11 protein-coding genes are annotated in these 15,543 nt (G+C 58.8%); 4 read left to right on the top strand and 7 right to left on the bottom strand.

The window, feature by feature from the left end:
* Positions 1–4: 4 nt before the first annotated feature.
* The 6 genes from rfbD to WM42_RS05300 all read right to left on the bottom strand — a co-directional run bounded on the left by rfbD (position 5) and on the right by WM42_RS05300 (position 7,991).
* Positions 5–1,348 (bottom strand): dTDP-4-dehydrorhamnose reductase, encoded by a 1,344-nt coding sequence (gene rfbD, locus WM42_RS05325; protein ID WP_062036104.1) that lies wholly within the window; start codon positions 1,346–1,348, stop codon positions 5–7.
* Between the two features lie 53 nt (positions 1,349–1,401).
* Positions 1,402–2,400, bottom strand: a complete 999-nt coding sequence (gene rfbB / locus WM42_RS05320; protein WP_201057450.1) for a dTDP-glucose 4,6-dehydratase — start codon at positions 2,398–2,400, stop codon at positions 1,402–1,404.
* A gap of 100 nt (positions 2,401–2,500) precedes the next feature.
* Positions 2,501–3,931: an HNH endonuclease signature motif containing protein gene (locus WM42_RS05315; protein ID WP_062036100.1), complete on the bottom strand. Its 1,431-nt coding sequence runs from the start codon at positions 3,929–3,931 to the stop codon at positions 2,501–2,503.
* A 108-nt stretch (positions 3,932–4,039) separates the two neighbouring features.
* Entirely contained in the window at positions 4,040–5,392 is a 1,353-nt protein-coding gene (locus WM42_RS05310) for a M1 family metallopeptidase (RefSeq protein WP_062036098.1), read from the bottom strand.
* Between the two features lie 61 nt (positions 5,393–5,453).
* Complete coding sequence (locus WM42_RS05305) at positions 5,454–6,539, bottom strand: alpha/beta hydrolase (protein ID WP_062036096.1); 1,086 nt, start codon at positions 6,537–6,539, stop codon at positions 5,454–5,456.
* A gap of 39 nt (positions 6,540–6,578) precedes the next feature.
* Positions 6,579–7,991: an alpha/beta hydrolase gene (locus WM42_RS05300; RefSeq protein ID WP_062036094.1), complete on the bottom strand. Its 1,413-nt coding sequence runs from the start codon at positions 7,989–7,991 to the stop codon at positions 6,579–6,581.
* A 598-nt stretch (positions 7,992–8,589) separates the two neighbouring features.
* Here WM42_RS05300 and lpdA point away from each other — a divergent pair.
* Complete coding sequence (gene lpdA, locus WM42_RS05295) at positions 8,590–10,002, top strand: dihydrolipoyl dehydrogenase (RefSeq protein WP_061920262.1); 1,413 nt, start codon at positions 8,590–8,592, stop codon at positions 10,000–10,002.
* Positions 10,003–10,205: 203 nt separating this feature from the next.
* Here lpdA and ramB read toward each other — a convergent pair whose 3' ends face one another.
* A complete protein-coding gene (gene ramB / locus WM42_RS05290; protein ID WP_062036092.1) occupies positions 10,206–11,612 on the bottom strand; it encodes an acetate metabolism transcriptional regulator RamB in 1,407 nt (468 codons plus the stop codon).
* 392 nt (positions 11,613–12,004) lie between these two features.
* On the opposite strand from ramB, the gene WM42_RS05285 reads away from it, so the two are divergent.
* The 3 genes from WM42_RS05285 to WM42_RS05275 are packed head-to-tail and all read left to right on the top strand — an operon-like array spanning position 12,005 to position 15,540.
* The gene (locus WM42_RS05285; protein WP_061920266.1) at positions 12,005–12,760 is read left to right on the top strand and encodes a succinate dehydrogenase cytochrome b subunit; all 756 of its coding nucleotides are present in this window, start codon (positions 12,005–12,007) and stop codon (positions 12,758–12,760) included.
* A 15-nt stretch (positions 12,761–12,775) separates the two neighbouring features.
* Complete coding sequence (locus WM42_RS05280; protein WP_062036090.1) at positions 12,776–14,791, top strand: fumarate reductase/succinate dehydrogenase flavoprotein subunit; 2,016 nt, start codon at positions 12,776–12,778, stop codon at positions 14,789–14,791.
* On the top strand, positions 14,791–15,540 hold the full coding sequence (locus WM42_RS05275; protein WP_061920270.1) for a succinate dehydrogenase/fumarate reductase iron-sulfur subunit: 750 nt from the start codon (positions 14,791–14,793) through the stop codon (positions 15,538–15,540). Before WM42_RS05280 ends, WM42_RS05275 begins: the two co-directional genes overlap by 1 nt.
* Positions 15,541–15,543 lie beyond the last annotated feature (3 nt).

Below are 15,543 nucleotides of genomic sequence, written 5' to 3'. Positions count from 1 at the left end.
AAGCCTAATCCAAAGGATAAAGCGCAAGGTAGAGCGCTAGCGCGGCGCGCCAATTCATCGGGCTAAAGCCGGTGGCCTCAATCTTGGAAAGATCCAGCGTAGATTCGCTGGGCCGGCGGGCAGGCTCGACGCCGTACTCCGCGGTGCTGACCGAGTGGACCTCGGCGGGGTCGTGCCCCATGCCGATGAACGTGGCCATGGCGAGTTCATCGCGGCCCACGGTATCGCCCCCGGAGGAGAGGTTGTAGATGCCATAAGGCGCCTGGGTTTCCAGCAGGTGCGCGATGCCCTTGGCCAGGTCCTCTGCAAAGGTGGGCCGGCCGCGCTGGTCATTGATGACCTTCGGCTCGATGCCCTTATTTGCCAGCTGAGCCATGGTTTTGATGAAGTTGTTGCCCTCGCCAAAGACCCACGAGGTGCGCACCACATAGTGCTTAGGTGCCACGCTTGCCGACGCCTCACCCGCCGCCTTCGACGCCCCATACAGGCTCAGCGGGCTAGGGCTTTCTTCCTCGGTGTGCACTTCGGTTTCGCCGTCGAAGATATAGTCGCTGGAGACGTGCACAAACGTCAAGTTGTTATCGGCGGCGATGCGCGCCAGCTTGGCAGGTGCCAGCGCGTTGACTTCCCAGGCGCGGGCGCGGTCGCTTTCTGCGCCGTTGACGTCGTTGTAGGCGGCGCAGTTGATGATGGCGCTGTAGCGGCGCCAAGGACGCTGCGGCGGATTGGTGATGTCGAATTCCTCGCGCGTGCAGAACTCCGCGTTCGGTAGTACCTTGCGTAGCGCGCGGCCCAGCTGGCCGTTGGCGCCGGTGACCAGCACCTTGCGCGGCGCCATGGGCGTGACGTCCGCTAGCTGCGGGTGCGCGCGGTCTTTGTCGGAGATTTCGGTGGGATCGAGCGGCCATTCCACCATGTCGAGATTGACGAAGGTGTACTCCGCCTCAGGTGACCAATGATCGTTGACCAAGTAGGAATACGCGGTTTCCTCAAGCGCCTGGAAGCCGTTGGCCACGCCCCACGGGACGAAGACGGCGGTATCGGGGCCTACTTCATGGGTGACCAGCTCACCATAGGTTTCGGAGCCTTCGCGCAGATCGCACCACGCGCCGAAGACCTTGCCGTGGGCCACGCTTACCAGTTTGTCCCAGGGCTCGGCATGCAGACCGCGGGTCACGCCCGCCGCGGCGTTGAAAGAGACGTTGTTTTGCACCGGCTGGAAATCGGGCAGCCCGGCGTCAACCATCTTTGCGCGCTGCCAGTTCTCCTTGAACCAGCCGCGATTGTCTCCGTGGACGTCAAGCTCGATGAACAGTAGGCCCTCGATGGCCGTCTTGGTTACCTGCACGTGTGCTCGTTTCTTCTTGTCTAGGTTTCGTTTAATGGGCTTGCGCTGCCGGCCTAGTGGCCGCGCTGGGCGTAATGCTTCTCGACGTCGCCTTTATCCGGGCGCCACCACTTCTCATTGTCGCGGTACCACTGGATGGTCTGCGTCAGCCCTTCGCGGAAGTCAGTGTAGTGCGGCTGCCAGCCCAGCTCGCGGCGGAGCTTGGAAGCGTCCATGGCGTAGCGCTGATCGTGGCCGGGGCGGTCAGCCACGTGCTCGTAGAGCGCGCCGCCTGCAGCGTTGGTAGCCCCCATGATCTCGCAGATGAGCTCGATGACCTCCTTGTTATTGATGTCTTTCTGGTCAGCGCCGATGTTGTAGGTCTCGCCGATTTCGCCGTGATCGAGGATGGTGAGGACCGCGCTGTTGTGATCGTCGACGTGAATCCAGTCACGGACCTGCTCACCCGTTCCATATAGCTTGGCCGGCTGGCCGTCTAACAGGTTGGTGATTTGGCGCGGGATGAACTTTTCTACGTGCTGGAAAGGGCCGTAGTTGTTGGAGCAATTCGAGATGGTTGCCCGTAACCCAAAGCTGCGCGTCCAGGCGCGCACCAAGTGATCGGAGCTGGCTTTCGACGCGGAGTACGGCGAGGAAGGCGCATAAGGGGTGGTTTCGGTGAATTTGGTAGCGGCACCGATTTCGAGGTCACCGAAGACCTCGTCGGTAGAGACGTGGTGGAAACGCACATCGTGCTTGCGGCAGGCTTCCAACAAGGTGAAAGTACCTACGACGTTGGTCTGGATGAACGGGGAGGGATCCTGCAGCGAATTATCGTTGTGGGACTCGGCTGCGAAGTGCACCACGATGTCGCTTTGCGCCACCAGTTCATCCACCAGCGCGGCATCGGCAATATCGCCGACAACCAAGCGGCACTCTACGCCTTCGAGGTTCGCTCGGTTACCCGCGTAGGTGAGTTTGTCCAGCACCGTGATGGAGACTTCTGGGCGCGTGGCAGCGACCAAGCGGACGAAGTTGGCGCCGATGAATCCGGCGCCGCCAGTAACTAGCATTCTGCGCATGGATAACAATTTTAGGCTACCTACCTTCACTATTTTCACCTCGCGATAAAACGCAAGCGCAATCCGCCCGCAGGGCACAAGTATCCTGCGGTTAGGCGCTGAGTTTGTGGGCCGGGGCTTTATGTGCAGCTGGGCTGTCGTTGAAATGGATCCTTTCCGACCCTGCCGGACGATAACCAACTCTTCGAGTTATTGGGTCTCGCTCTGCATGCCCCATGTTGCGGAAACCGTCACGTCGGTCATTGTTATCCGCATGATGTCTTCTGCAGAGGAGCGTTAAGTTCTTGAGATCCGTTGCTCCACCTGCTGCCCACGCATGGAGGTGGTGGACATCGCATTCGACCCAAGGGCGGTCACAGCCGGGATGGGTGCATACCAACTCAGAGGCCGCTAAGGCTATCTTTTGATAAAGGCTTGCGCTGCGCTTGCAGCGGCCCAATTCCAGCGGGAATTTCTTATCATCAACCACACCGATGAAATCGTGTGATGCCGCTCCAATACGTAGTAGGTCCAGCGGGGAGAGCTCCACGCCAGCGTTGGTGGCGAACCGGGTGGAAGAATCCATCTCTTCCAACTCGTTCAGCGTGGTGGTGATAAGCAAGGAACCCACACCACCAGTGCCGTGCTGATGAGATTCGAGATAGCTGTGGACAATGGCAGAAAGCTGGTCTGCCATTCTTTGGGAGTATGTGCGGGAATCTTCCTCTGCCGGAAGATTTGGCCCTCCCTGATGGCGAGCTGGGGCAAATGCGGCTTTTAGCATTGCTGCCGTGGCGGCATCGACGTATCCACTGATGAAGACGCCACCATCAGCATCTGGCTGGGAGATGCGCAAGCGACGCTTTTTAATGACTGCGTCTGCATCGGAGACTGATTTGTTTGCTGCACGAATGGCCTCGCGCAGCCAGGCTCGGAGCGCTGTATGTGACATCTCCCGAGACTTCTCCAAAGCGTGCTGGCTAAGCTCTTGCCGGCCAGGGAGCGCGCCCTCCGTGAGGTGCTCAAGTTCCTGTTCGATGAGTGCGATAGTGCGCGCGTGTGCGGCTTCTTCTTCAAGCATTTGCCGGCGGCGCTTTTCTGCGGCTTCCCGCTCCCGACGGGCGCGTTCACGGGTGGCGTCCTCACGCTTTTGTTCTGCCGTTTCGCTGTCACTGCCCGTCGCGCTTGGATGGGCAGAAGCTGGCGCATCTGCGGCCGCTTCCTCCGAAAGCGGGGCAAAGAGCGATTGCCCGGTCTTTATGCGCGCCTGTGCCTCCGGATAGGTCAGGCCCAAACGTGCGGTGAGATAGTCTTCCGGCTTGCTGGAGCCGACTGTACGGCCAGCGTCATCTCGGGCAGCAAGGAAGGCAAAGGCGGCATCGATGGTGGTCTTCTTTCCCATTGCGTTCTCGAGGTGCTCGAAAGCAGGATGCAAACGGCCGAAGTAGAGGTCTGCGGGTTCTTTCATAAGTTCCCGCAGTTCTGTTAGCGATGTGGCAATTTCGTTGACTGTGGAGATAATCGCTTCGTGTTTGTCTTGCATGGCGCCCCACCCCCCTCGGCGTTTCGATTACATGTTCTATTTTATCCACATGCAACGACCTGTCAAGGGTAAATTGGAAAATAAGTTCGAAAGTTTGGGGGGTGGTGCTTAAGCCGGGAAGTGCGGCAATTGTTCTTGTTCCAGCCACTGCTCCAGCAGGCCATCGAGCGCGGCCGTATCTTCCGCGCGCTCGCGCAGCTTCGAAAGCAGGTCTTCCGGCGTAACCACGCCGTGGCGGCCTTCTGCCAGGTAGGAGCGCACGGCGTCGAAAAAGGCGGCGTCGCCAAGCAGTACGCGTACCGCATGTACCGTGAGCGCGCCGCGTTTATACACGCGATCATCGAACATGTCTTGAGTGCCCGGATCTGCCAGTATCACATCCTGCGCCTTGCGAGCGAGCACGTTGTAGTGCGAACGCGCAGATTCATGCACCGCCCGGCCATGCGCGTGCTCCATCCACAACCACTCGCAGTAGCAGGCAAAACCCTCGTTGAGCCAAATATCCTTCCACTCGCTAAGGCCTACCGCATTGCCAAACCACTGGTGGGAAAGCTCGTGAGCGATGAGACGCTCGAAGGTAGGCGAGACATGGTTGGAGCCGAAAATCGAAAGGCCCTGGGCTTCCAGCGGGATTTCCAGCTCGTCCTCGGTGATGACAACCTGATATTCGTCAAACGGATAGGCGCCGAAGCAGGAAGAGAAGAAGTCCAGCATCTCCTGCTGCTGGGCAAAGACCACTTGGACAGGCATCTTGAGTGCTGGCGGAACCCAGGCGCGCACGTCGTCGCCAAGCCTGACCTCGCTAAACTCGCCTACCTGAACCGTAACCAGGTAAGTAGCCGTGGGGTGCTCGGTGCGGTAATGCCAGCACGTCATCGAACCGCTGGCGGATTTGCGGGAAACCAGCTTTCCATTCGAAATCACGCGGAACGGATTATCTGCGGTGATCTTGATGTCAAAGGTGGTCTTCTCGCTCGGGGTATCGTCGCATGGGAACCAGCTCGGGGCACCGTTGGGCTGGCTAGCTACTAGAGAGCCGGATTCGGTTTCCTCCCAGCCGAGTTCGCCCCACGGGGTGCGGATGGGGCGTGGGGAGCCGCCGTAGCGGATGTGTAGCTCGAACTCGGTTCCAGCTGCGATGGTATCCGCGAAAATCAGGCGCAGCTTGCCCACGGACTGGCGGAATTTCGCCACCCGCGGTGCGCCCTTGGCGGTGATGCGGCGGGCTACCATGGCGCCGCCGAGATCGAGCGTGAGCTTGTCGACGCCGTCTAGCACCCGGATATGCAGCACCGCTTCACCTTGCAAAAGGTTGGGCTCAACGCGGTAGGTAAGGTCCAGGTCATAATGGGTGACCTCATAGCCTAAGTTGAACGCGACACCTGTGTAGCTATCGCGCTGTTCAGATAATTGACCGGCGGTGGATGCGATATGCGAAAGGGCGGTGGAAAGCAGCTTCATAATGCTGCGATCCTACCGCCCTTTAAGGATGAAACCCTATTCGCGTTGAGGCCTTATAGGCCTATACGCCGAGAGCCGATGCAAATACGGGCCAGGACTTCTCGATGTCCTCGCGCCAGCCCGGCCAAGAGTGGGTGCCGGTATTGCGGAAGTTGAAGGTAGCCGGGATGTTCTGCTGGTCCAGCTTGGCCTTCAGGTTGTGGGTGCAGCTGTTAACCGCAGCCTCGATGATGCCGCCCTCGACCTGGAGCTGTGCGGATCCGACGAATGCGGCGGCCGGGTTCATGCCCTGTGCGGTGTAGTAAGAAGGCATATCGGTCTTGCCAGCCAGGCCGGAGGCAGACGAGACGTACAGAGTGGTGCCCTTCAGTTTGTGGGAATTCAGAAGGGCGTCATTGTGGCGGTTGTAGTCGCTGCCCATTGGGCCCCACATCTGCTCTGGCTGGCCGCCGCCACGGTTGACGGTCAGGCGCAGGAACTCATAAGGGATCTGGGAGGAGGTTGCGGCACAGCCCGCGTAGGAGCCGGCTGCGTCGTAGAAGCCTGGATTGTGCTCTGCGAACAGCAGGGAAGAAGTAGCGGACATCGACATACCAGCCACTGCACGCTTGTCGGAAGCGCTGAGGCGCTGCTCGATTGGTCCTGGCAGCTCCTTGGTCAGGAAGGTCTCCCACTTCTGCGGGCCCTGCAGGTATTTACCGTTTGGCTCCTGCTCCCAGTCAGTGAAGTAGGAGAAAGCACCAGCCTGCGGAACGACGACATTGACGTTCTTCTCGTGGTAGAAGTCAACCGCGTCGGACAAGCTCAGCCAGTCAGAATCCTGCTCTGCGGAACCTGCACCGTTGAGCAGGTAGATGGTTGGGCGGTTAGCATCATTAGCCTTGATGACAGCCAGCGGGATATCGCGATCCATGGAAGGCGAATGGGCCAGCAGCTTCTCGACGCGGCCGTCATCCTTGTACTTCTTGTACCACTTGGTGCCTGCCACATCGGCAGGAACGGCGCTCGGGTCGATCTCAGTGATGGTGGACAGCGCGGTGTCACCTGCAATGGTTGCTGGTGCAACGGTAGCGGCACCAGCAGATGGTACAACGAGTGCGCCAGCAGCGATTGCGGCTGCGGCGATGATAGAGCTAATACGCTTCATTAACTTCTTTCCCAACGTGTCGAGAGTTTTAAGGAGAGCTTACTGTGCTGGCGCTGCTGGGTCTACCGGCAGGGAGTCAGCGGGGGCAGGCTGCTCAACATTAGGGATATCGGCGTCGCCAAGTTTTTCGTTAGCAACTACTTCATCAGCATTGTTTGCCTCGGCGACGCGATCCTCCGATTCTGGAGCGTTGAAGGCCTTGTCGAAGACCTTCCAGGAAGCGTTGATGTCTTCCAACCAGCCCGGCCAGGAGTGGGTGCCGGTGTTGCGGAAGTTGAACGTAGCCGGGACGTCTTCGTGGTTGAGCTTTGCCTGCAAGTCATGGGTGCAAGCGCTCATTGCGGCTTCGATGGCACCACCTTCAAACACGAGGGTGGAAGAAGACTTGGTCGAGCCCAAATCGGTTGCGCCCGCGAGGCCGGAGCCGGCGGACACGTAGATGTCGGTGCCATCCAGGTTGTTTTTGGTCGCGTTGATGAGACCGTCGTTATAACGGTTGTACTCGCCACCCATTTCGCCCCACATCTGCTCTGGGGTAGCGCCGCCGCGGCCCAGGGTTAGCTGGAGGTAGAAGTGTGGCAGCGGCCTCGAGGTAGCGGCGCAGCCGGCGTAGGAGCCGACTGCGTCGAAGAAGCGTGGGTTGTGCTCAGCCAGCAGCAGCGAAGAGGTGGCGGACATGGACATGCCAGCGATGCCGCGCTGCCCGTTGCCGTTGATGTGATCCTCCAGCGGGCCAGGCAGCTCCTTGGTTAGGAAGGTCTCCCACTTCTGTGGGCCCTTAAGCCCGTACTTGCCGTCCGGTTCCTCCAGCCAATTGGTGTAGTAGCTGAATGCGCCGGCCTGCGGGATGACGACATTGACATTGCGGTCTCCGTAGAAGTCATCGATGTCTTGGGTGCCCGGCTTTTCCGGATCTAGGTCGCGGCCAGCGGTGCTGACGATCCAATCCATGCCTTGGTCAGCGCCGCCTGCGCCGTTGAGCAGGTATAGCGTCGGGCGCTGCGAATCGAACTTGCCGTCAGGGGTGATGACGGCGAGCGGGATTTCGCGGCCATTCATGGCAGGGGAAGAGGCCTGCATGGTGACGATTTTGGCGCGGTAGTCCGGGTACTTGTAAACGTAGCCGTACCACTTCAACTCGTCTGGCAACTTCGCCAGATCCAGGTCGAAGGTCAGCTCCTTGTACTTCGCGGCATCGAGGGTGCCGTCCGCTGCGGCTGCACGGTAGGTTTCGATGCTTTCTCGGTATTCGTCTTCGGAGACCAAAAGGCCCTGAATGGAGGGATCCGCGTTAAGGACTTTCCAGGCGGAATCCTCGGTGATGGTGGAAGGGGTGGCGGCGCCTGCCACGGTGGCAGCAGGCACTTCAGATGCGGTGGCCGGAATGATCGTACACCCCAAAATCAGCGCTGCAGAGGCGGCGACTTTGACCAATGAGTGGAGAGTCTTCATTTAGGTTTGCTTCCTTAGAGGGAGTCGGTAATGCGTGAGAGGGTCCTCGCATTTTCTTTGACTATATTTCCTTGTGTCCTCGCCAAAGGCAAGAGGTAGGAGAGAGGGAGTTACAGTCAAACTATCAAGTAACAAAAGTGAATGCTGGTGAACATGTGGCTTTTGTGTCATAATTTCGGCTGGAATTAGCGCACTGCGTAACGTATGTGCCTAAGATGCCGTTATAAAGAGTGCAATTTGCTCGCAGGAAACCATCCCCACCAGCAGGTTTCTTTCCCCCTCCCTGCATTTGTGCAGTAACAACAGAAAGTAAGACTTCATGAACGCTTTTGATTCCTTCATTGTCGCCATCAACAACGTCCTCGGCGCTTGGGTACACGCTGGCTCTTCCATGTCCTCCGAGGCTGCGCTGGGCATGGGTCTGTTCTAAGATATTGCTTCGGCTGAAGCAATCTCCCTTTCCTACCTTGCTTTTAAGGCAGGAAAGGGAGATTTTTTAATTCCTGTGAGGGCTGCGTTTTCGTCTTAGAAAGTTAAAAGGTACTCAATCTTGGGGGAGAGTGAGACAGCGCGGATAATCTTCCGTATTCTTGTACGCGTGACTCAAGAACATTATGACGTTGTAGTACTCGGCGCGGGCCCAGGCGGCTACGTGTCCGCCATCCGCGCAGCCCAGCTTGGCAAGAAGGTTGCTGTCATTGAGAAGCAGTACTGGGGAGGCGTCTGCCTCAACGTTGGCTGTATTCCTTCCAAGGCGTTGCTGAAGAACGCCGAGGTTGCACACACCTTCAACCATGAAGCTAAGGCTTTCGGCATCTCTGGTGATGTCTCCTTCGACTTCGGTGTTGCTCACAAGCGCTCCCGCAAGGTCTCTGAGGGCATCGTCAAGGGTGTCCACTACCTGATGAAGAAGAACAAGATTACCGAGATCAACGGCCTTGGCTCCTTCAAAGACGCAAAGACCATCGAAATCACCGAGGGTGATGACAAGGGCAAGACCGTCACCTTCGAAAACTGCATCATCGCAACGGGTTCCGTCGTTCGCTCCCTCCCAGGCGTTGAAATCGGCGGCAACATCGTTTCTTACGAGGAGCAAATCCTCAAGGATGAAGCTCCGAAGTCCATGGTTATCGTGGGCGCCGGCGCAATCGGCATGGAGTTCGCATACGTTCTGGCTAACTACGGCGTGGACGTCACCATCGTCGAGTTCATGGACCGCGTCCTGCCGAACGAGGACAAGGACGTCTCCAAGGAGATTGCTAAGCAGTACAAGAAGCTTGGTGTGAAGCTGCTGACCGGCTTCAAGACCACCTCCATCAAGGACAATGGCAACGATGTCACCGTCGAGGTCGAGTCCAAGGACGGCTCCAAGACCGACACCCTGACCGTTGACCGCTGCATGGTCTCCATCGGCTTCGCACCGCGCGTTGAGGGCTTCGGCTTGGAAAACACCGGCGTTGAGCTCACCGAGCGCGGCGCTATCGCAATCGACGATTACATGCGCACCAACGTTCCGGGCATCTACGCAATTGGCGACGTCACGGCAAAGCTCCAGCTTGCACACGTTGCTGAGGCACAGGGCGTGGTTGCTGCTGAGGTTATCGCTGGCGCTGAGACCCAGCTACTGGGTGACTACATGAACATGCCGCGTGCTACCTTCTGCAACCCGCAGGTTGCTTCCTTCGGCTACACCGAGGAGCAGGCACGCGAGAAGTTTGCTGACCGCGACATCAAGGTCGCAACCTTCCCGTTCTCCGCAAACGGCAAGGCAGCGGGCCTTAACGAGACCGCCGGCTTCGTCAAGCTCATTGCTGATGGTGAGTTCGGTGAGCTCATTGGTGGACACATGGTTGGCTCCAACGTCTCCGAGCTTCTGCCGGAACTGACGCTGGCGCAGCGCTTCGACCTCACCGCTGAGGAAATCGGACGCAATATCCACACCCACCCAACGCTTTCTGAGGCAATGAAGGAAGCCGCCGAGGGCATCGGCGGCCACATGATTAACCTCTAAGCGCTTTTCGCGTTAAGGCCCCCGCGAGGGGGCCTTTTCTGCATCTTCTGGCAAATACCCAGTCCTGGAAACACAGACCTGCTGGTGGCGATCCCGCGAGAACAAACGGGATGCTTGTGCGACCACGAGGTCTGGTTTTTCGGGGCTGGGTATTTGCGTTCCGGCAGCGAAGCGCGACGCCGCAAGCCCGGGATGTCGCGTGCTTAGTACGGCGCCACTGCAGAGCGATGGGCGTCGATTGTCAGCGTTTCGTTGATGGCGGGGAAGGCGCGCTGGGCGCAATTGGCACGCGGGCAGGTGCGGCATCCGTTGCCAATCGGGGTCGCGGCAGATAGGTCGCCCAGATCAAGGCCCTCGGCATATACCGTGCGGTCAGCATGACGAGCCTCGCAACCCAGGCCAATGGCGAAGAGCTTATTTGTATCGCCGTAGCGGCCCTGGTGGTGCTGAACCGAACGCGAAATCCACAGGTAGTTGCGCCCATCGGGCATCTGCGCGAGCTGGCGGGAGATAACTCCGGGGTTAGAGAAGGTCTCATAAATGTTCCACAGCGGGCAGGTACCGCCCGAGTTGGAGAAGTGGACGCCGGTGGCTGATTGACGTTTGGACATATTGCCGGCGCGGTCCACGCGGACGAACGTGAATGGAATGCCACGCTTGTTCGTGCGCTGCAGGGTAGAAAGGCGCGAAGCCACCGTTTCGTAGCCCACGCCAAAGACCTGGCATAGGTATTCCAGGTCATAGCCCGATTGCTCTGCTTCAGAATGAATAGTGGTGTAAGGGAGGATTGTGGCTGCCGCAAAGTAGCTGGCGATGCCTCGCTTAGCAAGGTTGCGCGAGGCGTCGGAAGTGAAGGGCTCTTCGTCGACAAGGGAGTCGATGAGCTCGCCAGCTTCCAGAAATCCCAGCTCAGCAGCCATTCGGAAGGCGCGCTGCCCCTCGGAGAGGCGGCTGGCGAGGCGGAACGTTCCGCTTTCGCGGTCGAAACGGTGTAGCGTGCCATCCATTTGTGGCGTCGTTACGATCTCGACGCCGTGTTTGTCGCGCAGCCGCGCTGACAGGGCGGCCTCGGTATCGCGGATGCGGAATTGCGAAACGTCCAGCTCAGAAGCGAGCGTCTCAGCGTGAACGTCTAGGTCATCCAGGTAGTTTTGGCGCGCATAGAAGAAGTCGCGGACTTCGTCGTGTGGCATGGAAAGCGCCTGTGTGCCTGCGGAGCGGCGGGTATCGGTGGCAAGGGACAGTTTGTCGCGAACATTGCCGTAGCGGCGGTGAATCTCCACCAGCGTGCGGGCCACGGTGGGGTGGTTATAAACCAACTCGGACAATTCTTGCAGTTCAACGGGGGAGGGGCATAGCTCCTTGTCTTGGATGACATCCTGGATTTCAGCCAGCAGGCGGGAGTCATCATCGCGGGAGAAGAAGGTGGCGTCGACGCCAAATACCTCAGTAATGCGCAGCAGTACCGGTACAGTTAAAGGGCGGACGTCGTGTTCGATCTGATTGACATAGCTAGCCGAAAGCCCCAGCGTAGAGGCTAGAGAGGCTTGGCTTAGATCCCGTTCGCGCCGCAATTGGCGCAGGCGTGAACCCACGTAAGTCTTACTCATGTGAAAAAGATTACCGGCCCCTGCCATCCTGTAACAGGATTTTTGCAAAGACTGTGTGAAGGTTCTTAACCTCCCTGCGAATAGGGGTAAAAATGTGTGGAGTGTGGGCGGTGTGACTCCTGCGAAAGTTTGACACATAAAGGGGTGAACTAGTCACTCCGAAAATTAGCTGTGACGAACCTCATAGACACCTGGGAATTACGCAACGTGAGTATTGCGTAAAAAGCAGCGTGCAAGGTAAACGGCTTTTCGAATACTCCGTTTTAGGCGATGCTTACCTAATGAAATTTCTACGGACTGCTTAGGCCCTTAAGAAGAGACTGCTTTGGCCCGAATTTGACTAGTTGCCAGCGGATAAGGCTGCGTAAGGTAATAGCGACTATGGAGGTGTCATGTCTGTAAAAAATCCTGACCGTGAGGCAATCGCTCACGGCCGCATCACTAACGAAACGATTCGTACTAAGCCTTCCGTACCCACCTGGGCACTGAAGATTACGATGGCCATCACCGGCCTGTTCTTTGCGCTTTTCGTAGTCGGCCACATGGCCGGCAACCTGAAGCTTTACTTGCCGGCACACGACGGCGACGAAGCACTCGATATCTACGGCGAGTTCCTGCGTGATCTGGGCGCACCGCTCATCCCGCACGGCCACCTGCTGTGGATGATCCGCATTGTTTTGCTGGCTTGCGTTATTGCACATATTTACGGTGCATTCGCACTTACCGCTCGCTCCAAGCAGTCCCGCGGCAAATTCAAGCGCACCAATCTGATGGGTGGCCTCGACTCCTTTGCAACCAAGACCATGCTGGTCACCGGAGCAGTCCTGCTGCTGTTCATCATCTTCCACCTGCTGGACCTCACCATGGGTGTGCAGCCGGTTGCGCCTGAGGCATTCGTGCACGGCGAGGTCAAGGCAAACATGATTGCCACCTTCAGCCGCTGGCCAGTCACCATCTTCTACGTTCTGGCGATGTGCTGCCTGTTCCTGCACCTGACCCACGGCATCCGTCTGGCTGCTTCTGACCTGGGTATCACCGGTGCGAAGTGGCGTCAGGTCTTCGTGATTCTGGCCTACATCATCCCGGCTGTAGTTTGCATCGCAAACATCGTTATGCCGCTGTCCGTCGCCCTGGGTTGGGTCAGCTAAAGGAGCTTTTTAAAAATGACTAACACTGAACTCAAGCGCGAGCACCCGAAGTTCTCGCACCCGACGTCGATTGTCCCGGGCGTCACCGCAGGTCGCATCCTAGAGTCCCACGAGCCGCACGGCGTTCCGATGAAGGAAATGTGGAGCTACCAGAAGGATCATATGGATCTGGTCTCCCCGCTTAACCGCCGCAAGTTCGAGATCGTTGTTGTTGGTACCGGTCTGGCGGCCGGTTCCGCAGCTGCCGCCCTCGGCGAGCTGGGCTACAACGTGAAGGTCTTTACCTACCACGATTCCCCACGTCGTGCGCACTCCATCGCTGCGCAGGGCGGCGTCAACTCCTCCCGCCACAAGAAGGTGGACAACGACTCTGCATACCGCCACACCAAGGACACCGTGAAGGGCGGCGACTACCGCTGCCGCGAGTCCGATTGCTGGCGCTTGGCTTATGAGTCCGTGCGCGTTATCGATCACATGAACGCCATTGGTGCTCCTTTCGCCCGCGAGTACGGCGGCACCCTGGCAACCCGCTCCTTCGGTGGTGTCCAGGTTTCCCGTACCTACTACACCCGTGGTCAAACAGGCCAGCAGCTGCAGCTGTCCACCACCTCGGCGCTGTACCGCCAGATCGGTCTGGGCAACGTGGAATTGTTCGCTCACCACGACATGCAGGACATCATCACCTACAACGACAACGGTGTGAAGCGCGCGGGCGGCATTGTTACCCGTAACCTGATTACCGGCGAGCTGAAGGCCTTCACCGGCCACGCAGTAATCCTCGGTACCGGCGGCTACGGCAACGTCTACCACATGTCCACCCTGGCTAAGAACTCCAATGCTGGCGCCATGATGCGTGCTTACGAGCACGGCGCATACCTGGCTTCCCCGGCATTCATCCAGTTCCACCCGACGGGTCTTCCGGTCAACTCCGAGTGGCAGTCCAAGACCATCCTCATGTCCGAGTCGCTGCGTAACGACGGCCGCATTTGGTCCCCGATCAAGGAAGGCGACGACCGCCCTGCTAACGAGATTCCGGAGGAGGAGCGCGACTACTTCCTAGAGCGCCGCTACCCAGCCTTCGGCAACCTGGTTCCGCGTGACGTTGCTTCTCGTGCGATCTCCCAGCAGATCAACAAGGGCCTGGGCGTCGGACCACTGCACAACTCCGTTTATCTGGACTTCCGCGATGCAATCCAGCGTCTGGGTAAGGACAAGATCCGCGAGCGTTACTCCAACCTCATCGAGATGTACGAAGAGGCAATCGGCGAATCCGCATACGAGACCCCGATGCGTATCGCACCGACCTGCCACTTCACCATGGGTGGCCTGTGGACCGACTTCAACGAGATGACCGCTATCGACGGCCTGTTCGCCGCCGGTGAGTGCTCTTGGACCTACCACGGTGCGAACCGCCTGGGCGCTAACTCCCTGCTGTCCGCATCCGTCGACGGCTGGTTCACCTTGCCATTTACGGTTCCTAACTACCTGGCTAAGCACCTCGGTGAGGACAAGCTGGCTGAGGATTCGGCCGAGGCACAGAAGGCTGTTGCGCGCGCACAAGATCGCATCGACCGTCTGATGGGAGTGCGTGGCAATGACCCGCACGGCCCAGCTCACTACCACCGCCTGCTCGGTGAGATTCTCTACTGGGGCTGCGGCGTTTCCCGTAACGTCGAGGACCTCAAGGTCGCTATCCAGAAGATTCGCGATCTGCGCGAGGAATTCTGGGCTAACGTCCGCATCACCGGCAACGCCAACGACATGAACCAGGTCCTCGAGTACGGTCTGCGCGTTGCTGACTACATCGACCTGGGCGAGCTCATGTGTGTTGACGCCCTGGACCGTGACGAGTCCTGTGGTGCGCACTTCCGTGACGACCACCTCTCCGAGGATGGCGAGGCTGAGCGTGACGATGAGAACTGGTGCTTCGTTTCTGCCTGGGAGCCAGGCGCAAACGCTGGTGAGTTCATTCGCCACGCAGAGCCGCTGTACTTTGATTCGATCCCGCTGATGACAAGGAACTACAAGTAATGAAACTGACACTTGAGATCTGGCGTCAAGCCGGACCGACGCAAGAAGGCAAGTTCGAGACCGTGCAGGTTGACGACGCCGCCGAGCAGATGTCCATCCTGGAGCTGCTCGACCACGTCAACGAGGGCATGGTCGAGGCTGGCAACGAGCCTTTCGCATTCGCATCCGACTGCCGTGAGGGCATCTGCGGTACCTGTGGTCTGTTGGTCAACGGCCGCCCACACGGCCCAGGCCAGAACACCCCGGCTTGCCAGCAGCGCCTGTTCCAGTTCAAGGACGGCGACAAGATCAAGCTGGAGCCATTCCGCTCTGCCGCATACCCGGTTATCAAGGACATGATCGTGGACCGCTCCAAGCTGGACCACGTCATGGAGCAGGGTGGCTACGTCTCCATGGACGCCGGCACCGCTCCGGATGCCGATACCCTGCACCTCAACCACGAGACCGCCGAGTACTCCCTCGACCACGCTGCCTGCATCGGCTGCGGTGCCTGCGTGGCATCCTGCCCGAACGGTGCAGCTCACCTGTTCACCGGCGCGAAGCTGGTTCACCTTTCCCTCATGCCGCTGGGCAAGGAAGAGCGTGGCCGTCGTGCACGCAACATGGTCGATGACCTCGAGCAGAACTTCGGTCACTGCTCCCTTTACGGCGAATGCGCTGACGTCTGCCCAGCAGGCGTTCCGCTGACCGCTGTGTCCGCAGTTACCCGCGAACGTGCACGTGCTGCTTTCCGCGGCAAGGACGACTAAGAT

The sequence above is a fragment of the Corynebacterium simulans genome (assembly GCF_001586215.1).
GTDB lineage: Bacteria > Actinomycetota > Actinomycetes > Mycobacteriales > Mycobacteriaceae > Corynebacterium > Corynebacterium simulans.
Note: the sequence above shows the minus strand (reverse complement) of the source record. Positions and strands in the feature narration are given on the sequence as shown.

What these genes read in the sequence shown, in the direction of transcription:
- rfbB (WP_201057450.1), bottom strand. Translation starts at nt 2,400, where the DNA reads ATGCTAGTTACTGGCGGCGCCGGATTCATCGGCGCCAACTTCGTCCGC.
- WM42_RS05315 (WP_062036100.1), bottom strand. Translation starts at nt 3,931, where the DNA reads ATGCAAGACAAACACGAAGCGATTATCTCCACAGTCAACGAAATTGCC.
- WM42_RS05310 (WP_062036098.1), bottom strand. Translation starts at nt 5,392, where the DNA reads ATGAAGCTGCTTTCCACCGCCCTTTCGCATATCGCATCCACCGCCGGT.
- WM42_RS05305 (WP_062036096.1), bottom strand. Translation starts at nt 6,539, where the DNA reads ATGAAGCGTATTAGCTCTATCATCGCCGCAGCCGCAATCGCTGCTGGC.
- WM42_RS05300 (WP_062036094.1), bottom strand. Translation starts at nt 7,991, where the DNA reads ATGAAGACTCTCCACTCATTGGTCAAAGTCGCCGCCTCTGCAGCGCTG.
- ramB (WP_062036092.1), bottom strand. Translation starts at nt 11,612, where the DNA reads ATGAGTAAGACTTACGTGGGTTCACGCCTGCGCCAATTGCGGCGCGAA.
- WM42_RS05285 (WP_061920266.1), top strand. Translation starts at nt 12,005, where the DNA reads ATGTCTGTAAAAAATCCTGACCGTGAGGCAATCGCTCACGGCCGCATC.
- WM42_RS05280 (WP_062036090.1), top strand. Translation starts at nt 12,776, where the DNA reads ATGACTAACACTGAACTCAAGCGCGAGCACCCGAAGTTCTCGCACCCG.
- WM42_RS05275 (WP_061920270.1), top strand. Translation starts at nt 14,791, where the DNA reads ATGAAACTGACACTTGAGATCTGGCGTCAAGCCGGACCGACGCAAGAA.